Genomic DNA, 15922 nt, shown 5'->3' with positions numbered 1-15922 from the left:
AAGAGAACCTGGATGTCGTTGATATTTCGACTATTCCATCGTTGAACGGCACGAACCACGACCGGTTCGCATCTCTGGCCGCGGTCTATCCGCAACTCCGGCAGGGTTTCAGCAACCCGGTCGCTGGTACAGGTGCGCTCGTGCTCGATGGCGTCGGCGGAGCGCTGTCTGCGCCGTTCAGATTGGGTGGGTCGCTGCTGGCCCGCTAGACGGCAGCGAGCAAACCCGGCCGAGCAAACCCCGATTTGACAAAAAACAAACCTCTGACTGCCCATATATTAAACCATTTTACCTATAGGGTTGATAGACAACCAGATACCGTCTCCTCGTCCAATTCAAAGGAGACAACAATGTCCGACACTCTTTATCCCTTCACGCTTTCCCCCAACGGGCCCGTCTTCGACCTTCCGATCTACGTAGCCCTTGAAGAGGGTATCTTCGAAAAGAACGGCTTGAAAGTCGAGTTCGTCGACAAGTATGATCCGGCAAGCTCGTCCCAGGATCCGTTCAAGCGTCAGAAGGAAGCGCTGTACGAGACCGGAGCGGCATCGGCTTACAATCTTTGCGAATGGGCTGGTCTTGATCGTTCGGAAAAGAGCGCCCGTGGCAGCCAGGTCTTCGGATTGCGTCCGGCGGTCGCAGCACAGGCAATCATCACGTTCGATGATGATATCCAGGAGCCGCGTGATCTTGAGAACGTCGCCGTCGGAATCAACGAGCTTACCGGGTCCCACTACACGACACTTCAACTCCTGGAAGGCGCGATCCCGCGTGACACGATCATCGTCGAACACGCCGGGCCGCCACATCAGCGATATCAGTCTCTCAAGGACGGCAAGCTCAAGGCGATTGCGATCATGGAGCCGTTCATCAGCCTTGCCCTCAAGGAAGGCGCACATATTGTTGCGGTCAATTTCTACCGCGGCGCCGAAGTCATCTCTCCGGAGGTGCCTGCCGACAAGCGTGAAGCCTATGTGGCATCCGTGAATGAGGCAGCCGATTTGATCCGGTCGGATTTTGCCCGTTACAAGCATCATGTCGTTGCTGAACTGAACGGACGGCTCGCACCCGAGGAACTTGCTTCTCATTTCGTACACTACGCGCACTCGCGACCGCTTGATGAAAAGCGCTTCGATTACACCTACGAATGGATGAAAACCTGGAACCTGACTAAGGGCACGAGCGAATACAAAAGGCTTGTCGCGTGATGACATCGTTGCCCAAAAATGGACAGATCGGCGGCCCCGTGTTGGGCCGACGGCAGGTAATGATGGGACTGGCCGCGACCGCCCTCGCGCCAAGCCTGTTTTCGCCTTCGATTGCCAGGTCCGCTGATCGTCTACCAGTTCGCATGAGCAAGGCCGGACCCGGCACCGCCGGGACAATCCAGGACGACCTTGTCGCAAAATTCCCCGAACTCGATCCAGGGCTCGATATCGACTGGATCGACGGCTCTCCAGGGCAGTTCCAGATGCTGCTAATCAGTGGGGCGCTGGACTGTGGCCCCTTCGGTGCGCTCGGTATCGCCGAGGCCGCACAAAAGGGTGCAGAGCTTGTCATCTTCGGTTCGCGTCTGAACAATCATGGATCCTGGATCGTCAAGGGCGATAGTCCTTACCAGCATCCATCGGATTTGAAGGGCAAACGAATTGCGACCCAGTTGCCAACCAGCGACACCTACCGCCATGCCCGCATGGCGGCTGCACTTCACAAGCTCGACCTTGAGAAGGACTTTCAGGTCTCGTTTGGCCCGTCGGTGTCGAATGTAGCGCTGTTCAACAGGGGTGACGTGGATGCCGTGATTTCAATCGAGCCAGTCTCAACACAGTTGATTGCACAAGGCCATCGAGAGATTGCACGAGTGGCCGATCAGTGGCGGGATGCGACCGGCGACAGAACCACGCTATCACTCGTCGGCGTCTCTGCGACCGCCAAATGGGTGGATGAAAATCAGGAGACGGCTCGTCGAGTTGCTCAGATGACTTTAGGGGTCAACAAGCGGTTTGCGTCAGAGCCGTCGCTCATCAGGGATTTCGCAATCCAGGCAGGAATGGGATTGAAGAATCCGTCCGAGGAGCTCCTCTCTCTTCTCGAACAACGTCTGCCAAGGGTCTACGCAACGGAATGGAACGAGGCTGTTATCAATGACTTCAATCGACAGCTCGAAATCGCGATCGATCTCAAGATCGTCGATAGCAGGCCGAAATACACCTTCACTCGCATACTCTGACCTTTCCAGGATAACCGCCTTGGGCCTGCCCATCACCTTCCTTGCCCTGCTGACGCTGGGCTGGGAGATGATGGCTCGGCACCTGGCAAACCCGCTTGTTCCCGATGTAGCAGAGGTCGGGGCGGAATTGGTCGATATCTTCGTCAGCGGCGTTTTCTTCAGCCATATGACGATCACGCTTGGAAGGGTGACGCTCGGGTTTCTGGTGGCCTTCGCGGTATCGCTGGCGCTTGGAATCGTCATGGGACGGAACAGGTACGCCAGACAGTTCTTCGAGCCTGCGATTCTGATCGGACTGACCGTGCCTGGCCTGGTTTGGGCGCTTCTTTGCGTTATCTGGTTTGGAATCTCCTTGACGACGTCAACACTTGCTGTCGCGCTAAGTCTGTCCCCTCCGTTGGCATTGAGTATCGCCCAGGGAATCAAGACGGTGAATGCAGACTTACAGGAGATAACCGCAGTCTACCGCCTATCCATCTTGTCCCGCCTCCGCTTTCTGTTGCTTCCAACGCTCACGCCATTTCTGCTGAATGGTATTCGTATCGGACTATCTATGGGCTGGAAGGTCATCGTTCTCGTCGAGATCTTCGGTCTCTCAAGCGGCGTCGGCTACCGTCTGAACGCCGAGTACAGCGCCATGAACGTGGCGGGGGTCCTTGCATGGACCATTGGCTTTGCGGGTGTCATGGCACTCCTTGAATATGGAGTGATCGGAGGCATCGAACGATACGTGACCCGTTGGCGGCGGGTGGCTACGGTTTAGGGAGCACCATCGATGGATCATATCACCAACCGGGCAATAATTCCTCATATCGACTTGAAAGGCGGCGGCCTGACCGTGGCAGGAGTCTCCAAGACCTACGAGGCGAAAGGAGACGCGACGGAAGTGTTGCGTGATATCTCGTTCAAGGTGGGCGAGAAGGAGATTGTAGGCGTTGTCGGCAGAAGCGGATGCGGCAAATCGACGTTGCTGAAGCTCATCGCCGGGCTGGATCGTGATTACGTTGGGCATATCGGGCTGGATGACAACGAGGTCACCGGGCCGGGTATAGAGAGGGGAGTGGTCTTTCAGGAACCACGGCTTTTCCCATGGTTGACGGTCGAGCAGAACGTCGCAATCTCCATCCACGAAACCAAAATACCTGAGCATGAAAAGCGTGAACTCGTGACGAGTAACCTTGCCCTCGTGGGATTGACCGGGTTCGAAAAGAAGTTTCCGCACCAGATATCCGGAGGCATGGCACAACGCGCAGCCCTTGCTCGCGCTTTGACTTCTCAACCTCGAATCCTTTTGCTGGACGAACCGTTCGCGGCGTTGGACGCCCTGACGAAAATGCAGTTGCAGGACGAGGTGATCCGCATATGGGAAAGGCGGAGGATGTCGATCGTCCTGATTACCCACGACATCGATGAGGCCATTCACCTCTGCGACCGGATCATCGTGATGTCACCACGTCCGGGCGAAATTAAATCAGTAACGGAAGTGGATATCCCGCGGCCCAGGCCGCGGGTCGGGAGCGGATCGACAGCAATCCGTGCACGTCTCATGTCGGATCTGGGGCTTTTCTGACGGAGAAATCTGTCCGGGAAAATGGACGCCAGGTTTCTGAACGCGTCGGACGGCAAACTTTCCGGTCCGGTTTAGCATGACCGCAATTTCCCTGCGACGTTCTGCTTGGCTTGGAAATCCTTCTGCTTTCCCTAGATCAGATATATCCCAATCATCGAGGAATAGAAAATGACGTCAGCTCGCCGCATCGCTCTAGCAAGCAGACCGACAGGTCAGCCGGGACGAGACAACTTTCGCCTTGAGGCATTCGATCTTCCGGAAGCCAATGAGGGGGATGTTACGGTCAGATCGCTCTACCTCTCCCTCGATCCCTACATGCGCGGCCGCATGAGCGATGCCAAATCGTATGCTGCGGCGGTCCCGATCGGCGGTGTCATGGAGGGCGAGGCGATCTCCGAGGTCGTCAAATCACTTCACAACAACTTTGTGCCGGGCGACCTCGTTCGTGGCCGCACCGGATGGAGCAGCCATGCCGTGATCAACGGCGACCAACTCCGTCGTGTTGAAACCCATGGTGCGCCGATCACGACGTCGCTCGGCTCTCTCGGTATGCCTGGCTTCACTGCCTGGAGCGGATTGAAATTCATCGGGCAGCCGAAGCAGGGGGAGACAGTCGCCGTCGCTGCCGCTTCCGGCCCTGTGGGATCCATGGTCGGTCAGCTTGCCCGGCTCGCGGGAGCCCGCGCCGTTGGCATCGCCGGCGGGCCTGAGAAATGCGCCTACGTGAAGGATGAACTCGGCTTCGATACCGTTGTGGATCATCGCTCGGAGCGCTTCGCCTCAGATCTGCAGACTGCTTGCCCCGACGGCATCGATGTTTATTTCGAAAATGTCGGCGGGCACGTCTGGGATGGCGTGCTGCCACTGCTCAATCAATTTGCCCGCATCCCGGTATGCGGCCTCGTCGCCCACTACAATGGTTCAGGTTCCGCCGACATCGACCGGCTCCCAGCGACCATGTCCACGATCCTTCGACGGAGCCTTCTCGTCCGCGGCTTCATCCAGACCGAATTCGCGGCTGATCACTTCGATGAGTTCCTTGATGAAATCGGACCGCGTGTGGCTTCTGGAGAGGTTCGGTATCGTGAGGACATCATCGATGGTCTCGAGAATGCCCCCGAAGCCTTCATCGGCATGCTGACTGGTCGCAATTTTGGAAAGCTGATCATCAAGATCGCCGATTGAGCTCGGCAGCGAAGGCGAGGGGACGGAATGAAGAAGATTGCAATCCTGGACGACTACCAGAACGTGGCCCTGAAAACTGCGGACTGGTCTGCCGTTCACGACCGAGCCGATGTCACCGTCTTCAATGATCACCTTGCTGATGCGGATGCACTCGTCGCCCGGCTGGAGGAATTCGAAGCGCTCTGTGTGATGCGGGAGCGGACCGCGTTGCCACGATCAGTGCTCGAACGCTTACCCAAACTCCGCTTCATAGCATCCACGGGTGCGCGGAATGCGTCGATCGATCTTGATGCCGCTCGCGATCTAAATATCGCGGTGTCGAGCACCGGAGCCAATGGCAGCGGTGCACCTGAACTGACCTGGGCACTGATCCTCGCGGCCGCTCGGCAGATCCCCGCCGAAGAAGGTTCGCTGCGCGCTGGCGGATGGCAGACGACTGTCGGCCGCGACCTCAATGGCAGCACGCTGGGCATTATCGGCCTCGGTCGGATTGGTGCACAGGTGGCGCGTGTCGGAAAAGCATTTGGCATGAATGTCATCGCATGGAGTCAGAACTTGACCGAGGGCACGGCCCGAACCGCAGGCGTGACCCGTGTGGATAAGGAGGAGCTGCTTCGGAAGTCCGACTGGGTCACACTGCATCTCGTTCTCTCGGACCGTTCAAGAGGAATTGTAGGAAGAGACGAACTCAACCAGATGAAGTCGTCAGCGTGGCTGGTGAATACGTCGCGAGGCCCGCTCGTCGACGAAGATGCGCTCGTAGAAGCCCTCGCTGGCAAAACGATTGCCGGCGCCGCCGTCGATGTGTTTGATGAGGAACCAGTTCATGCCGGGCACCGGCTTGTATCGCTCCCCAATGTGATCGCGACACCCCATATTGGGTTTGTCACCGAGCGCTCGTATCGGATCTTCTATCGGGAGACTGTCGAAAACATTCTGGCGTGGCTCGACGGAACTCCCATCAGAACCATGTAAGGGCGGCGGCTGTTTCACGGGATGGTGGTGCCATTACGCTGTCACCTGCGTGTCAGTCCATGCAAGGGATCGACCATTTGCGGATCGGATTATAAGCTTTGCGATCGGCTGACCTGTTCCTCGCTCCACCAGCGACGAACGAACCTCCCCGTCCGCGAACAGATGGTCTTCCCCCCATTGACGCAGCGCGACGATGACGGGAAACAGGCCGCGCCCCTTGGCCGTGAGAACGTATTCGCGGTAGGCGGTCCCGTCCGAGGCTGGCGCCGTTTCGAAAATTCCTCTCTCCACCAGGTCACGCAAGCGGGTCGTCAACACGCCTTTGCTTATGCCTAGTCCGTTCTGAAACTCGCCGAAACGACGCGCACCACTAAAAGCATCGCGGATGATTAGAAGTGACCACCAGTCGCCGATCGCATCGAGTGAGCGTGCCACTGGGCAAGCTGCATTCCACAGACTGACACGTTTCACCATCGCGCTATCACCTCCTACTCAAGATCTGGTTCTATCTTAGAACTAGATTTATGGCGCGCCAAGTGGTCTCACAATGAGGCCGAAACGATCGCAAGAGGCTGCGCGATGGACAAGAGAACAATCAATACAGGGCAGGAAGAGCAGAGACATGGCCTGTCCGGAAGGAAAACGCTGATCGTCGCTGCTGCTGCAGGTTTGAGCGTGGCGAATATCTACTACGCCCAACCCTTGCTCGACTTGATGGCGCATGACCTCGGAATTCCATCGGCCAGCATCGGTATCATCGTGACGCTGACGCAGATCGGATATGGGATGGGCCTGATCTTCATCGTACCGATCGGCGATCTCATAGACCGCCGGAAACTCATAATTGTCCTGGGGCTGCTGTCTTCAATCGCTCTTACCGTCGTCGCGACAGCGGAAGGAAAAATGCTGCTGCTGGCGGGCATGTGCGTGGTCGGCTTGCTGGCTGTTATCGTTCAGGTGCTTGTCGCGCACGCCGCGGCCTTGGCAACGCCGAACCAACGCGGAAGGGTTGTCGGTCTGGTTACCAGCGGCGTCGTGACGGGGATCCTCTCAGCCCGAATCGTCGCCGGAGCGATTTCCGATCTCGGCGGGTGGCGGACAGTTTACCTGGCATCTGCGCTCATGATGGTCGTAGTGGTTGCTGTCCTTGTGTCGATACTACCGCGGCAGACCTTGCAGCGGGAGCGGGAAACATATGCCCACGCTCTCCTCACCGTTCCATCCATGTTCCTGCGTCAGCCGACCTTGCTCTTACGAGGCGCACTCGCTCTCCTGATCTTCGCTTCCTTCAGCACGCTCTGGACCGTTCTTGTCTTTCCGCTCAGTGCTCCGCCATTTTTCTATTCCCACACCTTGATCGGGCTGTTTGGGTTGGTCGGACTGGCAGGGGCATTTGGCGCAACAGGCGCAGGAAGGCTTGCAGATGCAGGGTTCAGTCAGTGGACGACTGGAATTTGTTTGACGCTGCTGCTGGCATCCTGGGGGGCGATCGCTCTCCTACCGTTTTCGATAGCAACACTGTTGATAGGCGTGTTCCTACTCGACCTGGCAGTCCAGGCGGTGCACGTTACCAACATCAGCGTCGTAGTAGCCGTGCATCCGCAAAAGAGCGGCCGCTTGATTGGAGGATACATGGTGTTCTACTCGCTCGGCAGCGCCATTGGGGCGATCACTGCGACAGCGATCTATGTGCACTTCGGTTGGCTGGGTGTTTCGGTCTTGGGAGCAGCATTCAGCGGGACGGCACTCGCATTGTGGATCGTCACCTTCATCGCAGCGGGCGCAAATCGACGAACCCGCACCGTTGAATGCCCTTGGAACTGACCGAGCATGGCCGACTGGCGATTGCCGCCTTCAGCTACACCGCAAGCGGTTTGAAACTTTAATGGAGCGAAGGTAGCGGATGCGGTGTTATTCTAGCCCGGAACAGGCGGTGTATCTTGCCTGATACCCATGACGAGGATTTGACGACGGCAAGGCTCCGAAGGTTTTCAGTAAACTCGAGGCGAAGCTGGAGTGCGCCGCGGCGAAGCCTGCCGTCCTGCAGATTTCCAAGGTCCCGTCATCGTCAGGGCAATCAGCACACTAGGCGCAACAGAAGCCTAGTCCGAGTCTTCGTTTCGTGTTTCGGAAGCGATGTCGTGTAGTGCTTGGGTGTCTTCTGGCTTAAATTCCGCCGAGAGAATGGCGCGAAGAAACGCCGCTCGGGCGATGTCCTTCTTCGAGGCGTCGGGGTGGAGTTCTCTGACAGCATCAATGAGTGCCTTAGGCTTTATATCCGGGGTCGCTAGGTCGCGTATCGTATCCGCGATCTTATCAATCTCACGCGACTTCTTGCTGCTCATTGTGGATCCCCAAGGCCTGTGGTGGGATGTTAGCGTCATATAACGAGAGTTTTGTGAAGCATCGCAACTCAGCCCAGGCGCCTCAATGCTTTACAGCAATTGCTTGTAAAAGAATTCGTCCCGAGGACGGTCTCGCGCTCTGTGACCACTGCGAGTCGGTGGCTATTCATGGCGAAGCCATGATGCGGCACAGGTCATTCTCGCCCGCTTTTTAACGCCTTCACAGAAGGGACCAACGGAGCGATTGATCCTCGATACACTCCAGGATCGCTTGGGAATTACCAATAGTCGACCAAGTTCGACAAGTCGCCTGCTGGCTACCGCTATTATCTTTCTATGGATGGATCAGTTCGCTCCTTAGTGTTTGCTCAGGTAGGTCTGTGTCCCGCCGCACTCCGTAAAGCTTCTTGGAATCGATCCCCTTACGCGATATAGATCGAGAAATTCAATATGAAGGGATTCGATGAGTTCGAGGTTTCTGGTGATCGATCCCAGTAAGGACATGACGACCATCAAAGGCATATTCTCTGTCCAGAGGATAAGTCTCCTTCAGCAGATCGCCTGCCATCCCGGCATCAACGTGAATGAGCTCGCGGAGATCGCCAAGCTACCCCAATCCTCTGTGTCTTCTCATCTCAAAGTCCTTGAGAAAGCCGGGTTGATCCGGACGGAATCCCGTCGCGCCAGGAAAGGTACCCAGAAGGTCTGCTTTGCAGTCTACGACGAGCTCGTAGTCACCCTGCAAACCGCCCCCGAGGCGATCAAGGATAATGCCATAGAGGTCGCCATGCCACTCGGGCTCTACACCAACAATGCTGTTACAGCGCCGTGCGGCATTTGCTCGACCGAGGGCATCATCGGTCTGCTCGATGTCCCGGAGACATTTATGGATCCGGAGCGGATGAAGACGAATCTGCTCTGGTTCACCAGCGGATATGTAGAATATCAGTTCCCAAATAACGCTAAGCTACGCGGAGACAAGATTGAATCCGTTGAAGTGTTGATGGAAGTGAGTTCCGAAGTGCCTGGCACGATGGCCAACTGGCCGTCGGACATTGTGGTCTCTATCAATGGCGTGGAATTGGGTGTGTGGACGTCACCGGGTGATTTCGGCGATCGACGCGGGACCTATACGCCTTCATGGTGGAAACTCAAGGGATCACAATACGGGATGTTGAAGACATGGTCAGTCGGGCCAAATGGAACTTTCGTCGATGGCCACCAGATATCTGAAATTTCGTCCACAGATCTGGAACTGGATGAGCATCGATCTATTCGCCTACGAGTCGAGGTAAAGGCTGACGGGAAGCACCCGGGCGGCATCAATATCTTCGGGCGCGGCTTCGGAAACTACGATCAAGACATCATTCTTCGTCTCAAGACGGTATCTGCCTGACGATCGCTGGGTTGCTCGCAAGTGTGATCAGCGCTTTGAAAACTAACGATTGACAATTGGTTACGCAAATCCGAATTATATCCAAATTTTCGATCTATATCGAAATTCTGGATATGAATGAGGAGGATTTGTATGAAGGCCCGGATAGCGGTTCACCGCGATTTTATGATTTCCGACATCGATCAACGGCTCTATTCCGCCTTTATCGAGCACATGGGTCGGGCAATCTACTCGGGCATTTATGAGCCCGGACATCCGGAAGCTGATGAGCAGGGCTTCCGCAAGGACGTCCTCAAGTTCGTCCAGGATCTCAAGATTCCTGCCATTCGTTATCCGGGAGGAAACTTTGTCTCCGCGTATCGCTGGGAAGACGGCATCGGTCCGCGTGAGAACCGCCCGGTGCGTCTCGATCTCGCCTGGCGCTCGAAGGAGAGCAATCAGATTGGCATCAACGAATTCGCGGACTGGTCTGAAAAGGCCGGCATCGAGATGATGCTTGCCGTCAATCTTGGCTCTCGTGGCCTGGAAGATGCGAGGAATTTTCTGGAGTATGTGAATTTCCCGTCGGATACCGCGTGGAGCGATTTGCGTCGGTCACACGGTCGGAATGACGGTTACGACGTCAAGATGTGGTGCCTCGGAAACGAGATGGACGGGCCGTGGCAGATCGGCCACAAGGTGGCGACCGAATACGGCCGCCTCGCGAACGAGACTGCGAAAGCCTTCAAGGGCTTCGACAGTCAGATCGAGGCGATCGTTTGTGGCAGTTCCAACGACGAGATGGCGACATATCCCGAGTGGGAGCGAGAGGTTCTCGAGGAGTGCTACGAGAACGTCGATTACATCTCGCTGCACAAATACTTCGGCAACTCCAGCAAGGACACGCTGAACTACTTCGGCAAGGTCGTCGAGACCGGTCGCTACATCCAGACGATCGCCGGAACGATCGACTATGTCAAAGCGAAGAAGCGCGCGAAAAACGACGTTCACATCTGCTTCGACGAGTGGAATGTCTGGTACCACATTCGCGAAGACGATCGTCGGCGCTGGAGGCGGATGCGAGAATTAATGTCGAGCGCCTGGAGTTTCAGGCCAACGCCTTTTCAGCCGGCCTCATTTTGCCCGATCACGTGTTCGAGCGGGTGACAGCCGAATTTCGCAAAGAGCTTGGGATGCGAAATAGGGGCCACGGCTACATTTTCGTCGACGACCAACCTGAAAATAGATCAGATTACGACCAGTTGCTGACTAAGGTCTCCGCATATTTCGAGGCCAAACGGGCAGTCGAGATAAAGTTCAAACGGCTCGGCATGCTGACTGATATGAGGAAGCGCAATCAGAAACAGCCGGTGCCCAGCTGCTCGAAACCCTGATCTCAAACTGGAATTCCTGAACCGACGCCGCTTCTCGCAAGGCTGTATACCGCCGCAGAAAAAATGACTCACTTATGTTGCGCCAAGCCTAGCCACGCCATGGTCGCCGGTTCAATGATGGCCATGAGATCAAGCTGACGACCACCCTGGCCTCCGGGAATACTGCGTTTGATCTAGATCCTTGATGTGTCCCACGCTCGATTTGCAGGGAAGAGCAGGAAGCGCTATATTGGGGTTATAGGAGATCGACGATGCTTTTGAAAAAGTACGACGAAAACAAGGAAGCCCTGATGCAGATCGGCCGCGAAGCGATTGCCGAACGCCGCCGTCTGGGCCTGCCGATCTCCTCCAAGGACCTTGCTAACGAGGCCAAGGATCGCGCCGAACACGAGGAAATCCGTGTTCATGCTGCCATGGGGCGGTAATAGTTGTCGCAACCTTCGTGCATTATTCTGGGCGGCCCCAATGGGTCCGGCAAGTCTTCAGCTTATGCGAAGTTAGAAATCGACGGCATTTGGATCAACGCCGACGAGATCGCGAAGGAGCTGGCCGGAACCATCGATGATCGCGCTGCCGCCATGGCCGCGGGCCGAGCGACAATTCGCAAAATTGCCGAGATGTTAGACACACGGCAATCTTTCATCTTTGAGACGACCTTGAGCAGCCGGCAAGCCATCAATCTGATCTGCGATGCCAAAGCGGCCGGATTTTCGGTCGACCTCTACTACACCGCCCTGACTTCCGTTGAGACGAATATCGAGCGGGTAAAGCAGCGCGTCGAAGCCGGTGGCCATGACATTCCTGAAGTCGATATCCGCAGGCGATATGCCGGTTCCTTGAAAAACCTGACAGAGGCACTGAAACTGACGGACGAGGCCCTCTTGATCGACAACAGTGGCATCCAACCCCACGAGGTATTCAGGATCAGCGCCGGAGCGGTCGAGGCATTCGATATTGATGACGCTAACGTATTGCACGCGCTATATTCGGCCAAGGTCTGCGAGGCCCTCGGGCTGGTTCGCACGTTCGATGGCTTCAGACCCCTGGAATCCATTACTCAGGCGGTGGATGAGATGTCGGCTCGTATTCTGCGAGCGGTCCCAGGTTACAAGCGCGAGCCTCCCAGCAAGAAATAGGAACCGATGTTCGAACTGATAAAGCTGCTCGAAACCGTGTTTCGCACGATCTCTTCCGACCTTGAAGCATGGTTTGCGCGAATGCCTGAAGGTGCGGCTTGGAACGCCTTTTCCGACTATTGCATCGGGGATTAAAACAAGTCGAACGATGTTTTTGCGTTTGCGATCGTTCTCAACCACGACACTCAGGCTAATATCGAAGAATACATCTCTGCAGTAGCACCCTCGGATATCAAGGCCTCTCGGACAACGTCACAAGGGCTGATCTCCTATCTGGCAAGCCCTGTGGTCTTCAGCATCAACTTCGTCGTTGAGAAGAAATCGAAACTGCTCCGCGATTACATGACCGACGACAATATCCGCGGCGCGCTCGCTGAGATGCGGGCTATCGTTGCAGAGATGACGACAATGATCCCGCAGCAGGGAGCGCATTACCGAGACGTCGACAAGCGACTGAAAAGTTTCGAGACCGAAATGAAGCGACGCAACCGAAATTCCGCACTTGCACGGCAAATCTTGCTCTGTGCGGCGTTCGCTTCAATCGTGTGCAGGCACTTGGCGCAAGCGAAAAAGCCGAAGCTGGTTCGCTGGATCAGTGACCGTGACGCTATCTTCGATAAACACGATAAGGTCGCCTTCGATCTTTCGTTCCTGTATTTCCACCTTCATCGAATGATGAACGGTCAGGATGCCCTTGAGCCATCTTTCTTGTTCGGCCTTCCGGGATGGGACGGCATTAACCAGTTCGCAGAGTTCATCCGCCTTCCGGACTACCTTGCCGGGACCTTGGCCGACGTGAAGTTCCCGGACATGACCTTCACCCATTCGAAATTCGAACCGGTTTTTCAAAACCTGTTCGTCAATGGACCGAATGCCGCTCTCGTCGAGATTCTCGCCCGTGAGGGCGGTGGAATAACAGCGCGTCGCCTGATCCCCAGAGCGCCGGTCATCATCTAATTGAAGCCCCAACCGGTATGAGATTTCCAAGCCCGATCATTCCGCTAGATTGATCCTCCGATTGCGGCTATAATCGAATTTACTTAGTAATATCGGGCACTTGTCAAAGCTGAATAGGGCTGCGACATCGCCAACCAGTTAGAAATGCGACACTGGCTCTGACGATCAGCCCCCGATCCGACCGGCTGGGCCGGGTTGCAAGGGAGGAGCGGGGGCGGGTGATGACGCTCCCTTTCGGCTTTAGCTTCCTCAGTAGTAATTATCTCGTTGCCAGCTGATAATCATTTTGCACCTGCATCGGGCGGGGAGGGATCAAAGCGGCATCATGCTTCCGGAAATCAAATTGCACGGAGATGTCGATGTCGCCGCGCTGTCACCTCTTCTTCGCGGCATGCTTCTGTCCGTTGCCTATGCTGACGGTGAGGGTGGCATAGGATTGACGGCGACCGGCGCCATGAACCGGAAGTTCGTGCACTGGGCCGCCGTATACTTTCTTTGGCCAGGGTTCACAGCCGAAGACCTCTACAGCATGAACAAAGTGCTGAACGAACGCGACATGCCGCCGCTCTGGGTCGTGCGGGATATGACCCGCCATTTGAAGCTTCTTCGCCGGAAAAAGGATGTGCTGGTGCCAACCAAACGAGGTCGCGAGTTTCTGGTGAACCCGCAAGCCTTCTTCGATCTGATCGCCACGGATTATCTCTATTCGTATGTCCACGTGACCGATCGGCAAGAGGACGTTCAGGCGCGATTGCGCTGGTGGCGCATGTTCCTCAATCATCTCAACATCAAGGCCAGAGAAGGGTGCACGCCATTGCAGATTGTAAAAATCCTCAAGCCAGACTTCGCCCCCCTGTCTAAGACCGAAATGACCCTGGAAGCCTGGGAGCTGAAATCCGATATCCTATATGGCGTCCTGCGGCGCCTGTGCTGGTTGGGCCTGCTCTATGAAGCAAGAGAAGGGCTCACGCTTTTCCAGGACGGCTCCTTCCACAAAACGCCGCTCTGGGCCGCCTGCCTGCAGCTGGAATCAGATACGCAAAGCGACATCGGCGTGCATTGAGATCGTTATTCTGCCGCTGGCTGCCTCATCAACGCCTTCTCTCGCTTCGCAATCACATCGGGATCATTCATGAAATCCGTCCTCGGACCTGGCTTGCGCCCCCGCTTCTGATACCCGTTCGCCGTGCTGCCATCCGGTATCCCAAACATATGATTTGTCTGACCTGTGCGGCGAGGGCCGCTTTTGCTGCGCTGCAGCTCACGTCCGGCCTGTAGCTCCGCGACGATCGAAAGCATATCGTCCAAACGCTTGTTCTCGACGACTTCGGGTCTGTGTATCGATCTCAACTTATCAAAGGTTCTGTAGGGTAGGGTGAAGCTCTCGTGCATGATCTCGAGGCGACCATCCGGATAGTCGCAGACGACGATCTTCTTTCCCGCCAGCGCCTTGGCCTGTTCTGTTGGATCGAGAATGAACAGCACCTTGTCGTAGCGCAGCGTCAAAGCCTGCGACAGCGTGCGAACTTCCTTACGACACATGGCGCCATCAAGGTTCTCGTGATCGGCCAACGGCCGGTGCATGTCCTTCGGATTACGCGGTTGTTTGCCGAAACGCGCGTTGAAATCCGCAATGAACTCAGGTGCATAGGCGTTGGCTTCCTCGATAGTGTCAATACCGCGAAGCCGCATCTCCTTGACCAACCGATCCCGCAATGTCTGGTTGGCACGTTCCACCCGGCCCTTGGCCTGCGGGGTGTTGGCGCAGATGATGTCGATGTTCAGCTCATAAAGCGCCCGGCCGAACTGCGTCAGGCTCGTCCGGTCCTTCTCCGACGCATGCGTGGAGCGGAAAACACCATGCTTGTCACTGTAGAAGGCCAGCGGTTTGCCCCATTGCTGCAGATAAGCCTTGGTTGCGTGCAGATAGTCGAATGTGTTCTCCGATCCGGCAAACCGTAGATGTAGCAGCTTGCCGGTCGCGTCATCGATATAGACGAGCAGGGCGCATTTGGGCCCACGGTTCTCGAACCACCAGTGATGCGAGCCATCGATCTGCACCAGTTCGCCAAAGCAATCACGTCGGCCGCGTGGCTGGAAAACCCGCTTCTTGCGTTCCCGACGCGAGATCCAGATGCCAGCCTCGGTCATCCATTGCCGCAGCGTCTCCTTGGCGACAGAAATCCGGTGCAGCTCTATCAACTTCTCACGCGCCAGCGTCGGACCGAAATCTAGACAGCGTTCGCGGATCAGATCCAGCGCCGCATTGCGAAACTCCTCGCTGTGGCGCCGGTTGCTCGGACGAGATCGCTTCCTGGAAACGAGCCCGGCCGGACCATCCCGGTCATAGGGCTTGCAGCAGCCGATGGACCTGACTTCGACTGAGGTCGAGCCGTTCGGCGGCCTCGACGACGGTCAGGCGTCCGTCACGGATCTTCTGGATAAGCTCGAGGCGATGCAATTCTTTCTGCGACATGGTGATCAAACAGGACATGACGACTCCGACCGCTCATGGTCTCGACCAGGCTGAAGATCGTCATCCTTGCTCCCAACGTTGGCTTTGACCAGTGCGTCGAGAGGCGAGACTGTCGCATCTCTAATTGGCCCAACTGTCGCATTACTAAATAGCCGTGCTGGTTCCAGATTGAATGCAACGCTGGTCGGAAATCTACACGCATCACTGTTCTAAAGCCAAGAGATGCCGGCTGAACATCTCCTTCGGCGTCTGAAACCCTAGGCACTTGCGCGGCGTGTC

At 56.2% G+C, this 15922-nt stretch carries 15 protein-coding genes and 3 pseudogenes; 15 read left to right on the top strand and 3 right to left on the bottom strand.

Going from position 1 to position 15922, the window contains the following annotated elements:
- From FHP24_RS28900 to FHP24_RS28455, 7 genes and pseudogenes are all read left to right on the top strand, one after another.
- A pseudogene (locus FHP24_RS28900) lies at positions 1 to 209 on the top strand (alpha/beta hydrolase); the annotation flags it as partial.
- A gap of 141 nt (positions 210 to 350) precedes the next feature.
- On the top strand, positions 351 to 1208 hold the full coding sequence (locus tag FHP24_RS28480) for an ABC transporter substrate-binding protein (RefSeq protein ID WP_139679622.1): 858 nt from the start codon (positions 351 to 353) through the stop codon (positions 1206 to 1208).
- Positions 1208 to 2230: an ABC transporter substrate-binding protein gene (locus FHP24_RS28475; protein WP_139679621.1), complete on the top strand. Its 1023-nt coding sequence runs from the start codon at positions 1208 to 1210 to the stop codon at positions 2228 to 2230. The genes FHP24_RS28480 and FHP24_RS28475 overlap by 1 nt, the downstream gene beginning before the upstream one ends.
- 19 nt (positions 2231 to 2249) lie before the next feature.
- A complete protein-coding gene (locus tag FHP24_RS28470) occupies positions 2250 to 2993 on the top strand; it encodes an ABC transporter permease (RefSeq protein ID WP_210237879.1) in 744 nt (247 codons plus the stop codon).
- 12 nt (positions 2994 to 3005) lie between these two features.
- On the top strand, positions 3006 to 3800 hold the full coding sequence (locus FHP24_RS28465) for an ABC transporter ATP-binding protein (protein ID WP_139679620.1): 795 nt from the start codon (positions 3006 to 3008) through the stop codon (positions 3798 to 3800).
- Between the two features lie 168 nt (positions 3801 to 3968).
- Positions 3969 to 4985: an NADP-dependent oxidoreductase gene (locus FHP24_RS28460; protein ID WP_139679619.1), complete on the top strand. Its 1017-nt coding sequence runs from the start codon at positions 3969 to 3971 to the stop codon at positions 4983 to 4985.
- A gap of 27 nt (positions 4986 to 5012) precedes the next feature.
- Complete coding sequence (locus FHP24_RS28455) at positions 5013 to 5960, top strand: D-2-hydroxyacid dehydrogenase family protein (protein WP_139679618.1); 948 nt, start codon at positions 5013 to 5015, stop codon at positions 5958 to 5960.
- Between the two features lie 33 nt (positions 5961 to 5993).
- Here FHP24_RS28455 and FHP24_RS28450 read toward each other — a convergent pair whose 3' ends face one another.
- Positions 5994 to 6434 (bottom strand): winged helix-turn-helix transcriptional regulator, encoded by a 441-nt coding sequence (locus tag FHP24_RS28450; RefSeq protein WP_139679617.1) that lies wholly within the window; start codon positions 6432 to 6434, stop codon positions 5994 to 5996.
- A gap of 105 nt (positions 6435 to 6539) precedes the next feature.
- On the opposite strand from FHP24_RS28450, the gene FHP24_RS28445 reads away from it, so the two are divergent.
- Positions 6540 to 7784 (top strand): MFS transporter, encoded by a 1245-nt coding sequence (locus tag FHP24_RS28445; RefSeq protein WP_139679616.1) that lies wholly within the window; start codon positions 6540 to 6542, stop codon positions 7782 to 7784.
- A 278-nt stretch (positions 7785 to 8062) separates the two neighbouring features.
- Here FHP24_RS28445 and FHP24_RS28440 read toward each other — a convergent pair whose 3' ends face one another.
- Positions 8063 to 8305, bottom strand: coding sequence for a hypothetical protein (locus tag FHP24_RS28440; protein WP_139679615.1), 243 nt, complete (start codon positions 8303 to 8305; stop codon positions 8063 to 8065).
- Between the two features lie 463 nt (positions 8306 to 8768).
- On the opposite strand from FHP24_RS28440, the gene FHP24_RS28435 reads away from it, so the two are divergent.
- From FHP24_RS28435 to FHP24_RS28415, 7 genes and pseudogenes are all read left to right on the top strand, one after another.
- Positions 8769 to 9701, top strand: a complete 933-nt coding sequence (locus FHP24_RS28435; RefSeq protein WP_139679614.1) for an ArsR/SmtB family transcription factor — start codon at positions 8769 to 8771, stop codon at positions 9699 to 9701.
- Positions 9702 to 9833: 132 nt separating this feature from the next.
- Positions 9834 to 10743 (top strand): annotated as a pseudogene (locus FHP24_RS28430) (alpha-N-arabinofuranosidase); the annotation flags it as partial.
- Between the two features lie 582 nt (positions 10744 to 11325).
- Complete coding sequence (locus FHP24_RS28895; RefSeq protein ID WP_180356170.1) at positions 11326 to 11499, top strand: hypothetical protein; 174 nt, start codon at positions 11326 to 11328, stop codon at positions 11497 to 11499.
- 3 nt (positions 11500 to 11502) lie between these two features.
- Positions 11503 to 12210, top strand: coding sequence for a zeta toxin family protein (locus FHP24_RS28425; protein WP_139679613.1), 708 nt, complete (start codon positions 11503 to 11505; stop codon positions 12208 to 12210).
- Between the two features lie 6 nt (positions 12211 to 12216).
- A complete protein-coding gene (locus tag FHP24_RS29305) occupies positions 12217 to 12345 on the top strand; it encodes a hypothetical protein (protein WP_281287481.1) in 129 nt (42 codons plus the stop codon).
- A 150-nt stretch (positions 12346 to 12495) separates the two neighbouring features.
- A complete protein-coding gene (locus FHP24_RS28420; RefSeq protein WP_139679612.1) occupies positions 12496 to 13167 on the top strand; it encodes a hypothetical protein in 672 nt (223 codons plus the stop codon).
- A gap of 325 nt (positions 13168 to 13492) precedes the next feature.
- A complete protein-coding gene (locus FHP24_RS28415) occupies positions 13493 to 14230 on the top strand; it encodes a hypothetical protein (protein ID WP_139679611.1) in 738 nt (245 codons plus the stop codon).
- Between the two features lie 5 nt (positions 14231 to 14235).
- Here the strand turns inward: FHP24_RS28415 and FHP24_RS28410 are convergent.
- Positions 14236 to 15661 (bottom strand): annotated as a pseudogene (locus FHP24_RS28410) (ISNCY family transposase).
- Positions 15662 to 15922 lie beyond the last annotated feature (261 nt).

The organism is Aliirhizobium smilacinae (genome assembly GCF_006335145.1).
Lineage (GTDB): Bacteria > Pseudomonadota > Alphaproteobacteria > Rhizobiales > Rhizobiaceae > Neorhizobium > Neorhizobium smilacinae.
The sequence above is the reverse complement of the archived record's forward strand: the minus strand, read 5'-3'. Positions and strand labels throughout refer to the sequence as shown.

Excerpts from the sequence above, each read along its gene's own strand:
- FHP24_RS28455 (WP_139679618.1), top strand. The coding sequence starts at position 5,013 with ATGAAGAAGATTGCAATCCTGGACGACTACCAGAACGTGGCCCTGAAA.
- FHP24_RS28475 (WP_139679621.1), top strand. The coding sequence starts at position 1,208 with ATGACATCGTTGCCCAAAAATGGACAGATCGGCGGCCCCGTGTTGGGC.
- FHP24_RS29305 (WP_281287481.1), top strand. The coding sequence starts at position 12,217 with ATGTTCGAACTGATAAAGCTGCTCGAAACCGTGTTTCGCACGATCTCT.
- FHP24_RS28465 (WP_139679620.1), top strand. The coding sequence starts at position 3,006 with ATGGATCATATCACCAACCGGGCAATAATTCCTCATATCGACTTGAAA.
- FHP24_RS28415 (WP_139679611.1), top strand. The coding sequence starts at position 13,493 with ATGCTTCCGGAAATCAAATTGCACGGAGATGTCGATGTCGCCGCGCTG.
- FHP24_RS28450 (WP_139679617.1), bottom strand. The coding sequence starts at position 6,434 with ATGGTGAAACGTGTCAGTCTGTGGAATGCAGCTTGCCCAGTGGCACGC.
- FHP24_RS28440 (WP_139679615.1), bottom strand. The coding sequence starts at position 8,305 with ATGAGCAGCAAGAAGTCGCGTGAGATTGATAAGATCGCGGATACGATA.
- FHP24_RS28480 (WP_139679622.1), top strand. The coding sequence starts at position 351 with ATGTCCGACACTCTTTATCCCTTCACGCTTTCCCCCAACGGGCCCGTC.
- FHP24_RS28895 (WP_180356170.1), top strand. The coding sequence starts at position 11,326 with ATGCTTTTGAAAAAGTACGACGAAAACAAGGAAGCCCTGATGCAGATC.
- FHP24_RS28460 (WP_139679619.1), top strand. The coding sequence starts at position 3,969 with ATGACGTCAGCTCGCCGCATCGCTCTAGCAAGCAGACCGACAGGTCAG.
- FHP24_RS28445 (WP_139679616.1), top strand. The coding sequence starts at position 6,540 with ATGGACAAGAGAACAATCAATACAGGGCAGGAAGAGCAGAGACATGGC.
- FHP24_RS28435 (WP_139679614.1), top strand. The coding sequence starts at position 8,769 with ATGAGTTCGAGGTTTCTGGTGATCGATCCCAGTAAGGACATGACGACC.